The organism is Halonotius terrestris (assembly GCF_006861665.1).
Taxonomy (GTDB): Archaea; Halobacteriota; Halobacteria; order Halobacteriales; family Haloferacaceae; genus Halonotius; species Halonotius terrestris.
The window spans coordinates 25,950-27,555 of sequence record NZ_RKLU01000005.1; the positions used below are offsets into that span (position 1 = coordinate 25,950).

Consider the following 1,606-nt stretch of genomic DNA (forward strand, 5'->3'; position numbering starts at 1 on the left):
CNNCGACGAGAAGCGCGTCGCCGTCGTCCTCCACAACTACCCGCCGAGCGACGACGGCATCGGCACCGCGTTCGGCCTCGANNCNCCCGAAAGCACNNTCAANCTNCTCGACGAACTCGACGCTCGCGGCTACGACCTCGGCGACAGCCACCCAGCGTCGGGCCAGCACCTGATCGACACGCTCACCAGCCAACTCACGCTCGACAACCGCTGGGTTGCGCCCGAGGACGTCCGCGACCGTTCGGTCGATGTCGTTGCGACCGACCAGTACAACGAGTGGTTCGCCGACGCCGACGAACGATTTCAGGAAAACATCACCGAGGAGTGGGGCGATCCACCCGACCGGCCGTTTGCGNTTCCNGGCGNNGAGTTCGGNAACGTNCTCGTCACCGTCCAGCCCCCCCGTGGTTTCGGGATGGACCCCTCGAAGGTGTACCACGACTCGGACCTCCAGCCGCCACACGACTACGTCGCCTTCTACGGGTGGCTCCGGGAGTCGTTCGGCGCGGACGCCGTCGTCCATCTCGGNACNCACGGNNNNCTNGANTGGCTNCCCGGCAAAACCGTCGGACTCAACGGCGCGAGCGCGCCCGACCAGCTGATCGGCGACCTGCCGAACGTCTACCCCTACATCGTCAACAACCCCGGCGAGGGCACCCAGGCGAAGCGGCGATCCTACGCCGCCATCGTCGATTACCTGACGCCAGTCATGGCCAACGCCGGTACCTACGACGAACTCAGCGAATTGGAAGAACTCGCCAACGAGTACCGCGAGGCCGGGATGGAAGACGCCCGCAGCGACGACGGCGAGCAACTGGAAGACCTGATCCGCGAGCGCATCGACGACCTCGATCTCGCGGTCGAACTCGGCACGAGCGGCGAAATCGACGAGCAAATGGAGGTTCGCGGCCCCGACGAGGCCGGCTCGACGCTCGCCGAGGGTGACGTCGCCGGCGACGACCTCGCAATCGACGAACTGGTCGANCGCATCCACGAGTANCTGACGGACGTGAAGACCACTCAGATCCGAATGGGGCTACACACGATGGGCGAGCCACCGGTCGACGACCGGCTCGTTGAGTATCTCGTCGCGCTCACCCGGCTCGANAACNNCGNNNCNCCNAGCCTNCGNGAAAGCGTCGCTGGCGCGCTCGGCGTCGATTACGACGCGATGCGGAACCGCCCCGGCGAGTACGACGACGCCCTCGGGATGACCTACGCCGAGGCCGCCGACCATGTCCACGAGTCGTGTGTCGAGTTGGTCGAAACCCTCGCCAACCACGACTTCGACGTGCCCGACTCGGAGCGAGAGGCCGGCCCGGACGACGAGGTCAACATCAACCTGCTCGTCGTCGATATCGACACGCTTGGCGACGGGCGGGCGAACTCCGGCGCGCACAACGACCTGCGGGAAGCACTCGCGTTTATCTGCGAGGAGGCCGCCCCGCGAGTGCAGGGAGCNGANGNNGANATNCCCCGNACNGCNGACGCGCTGGCCGGCGAGTACGTCCCGCCGGGCGGCAGCGGCGCGCCAACCCGTGGCGGTGTCGACCTGCTGCCGACCGGCCGGAACTTCTACACGCTCGACCCGCGGAAGGTGCCNGCG

Annotated in this window: 1 pseudogene (running past both ends of the window); it reads left to right on the forward strand. The window is 67.2% G+C overall.

Annotated elements, in window-relative coordinates:
* Positions 1-1,606 (forward strand): annotated as a pseudogene (gene cobN / locus EGH24_RS11385) (cobaltochelatase subunit CobN) (it extends past both window edges: 1,085 nt to the left, 1,191 nt to the right).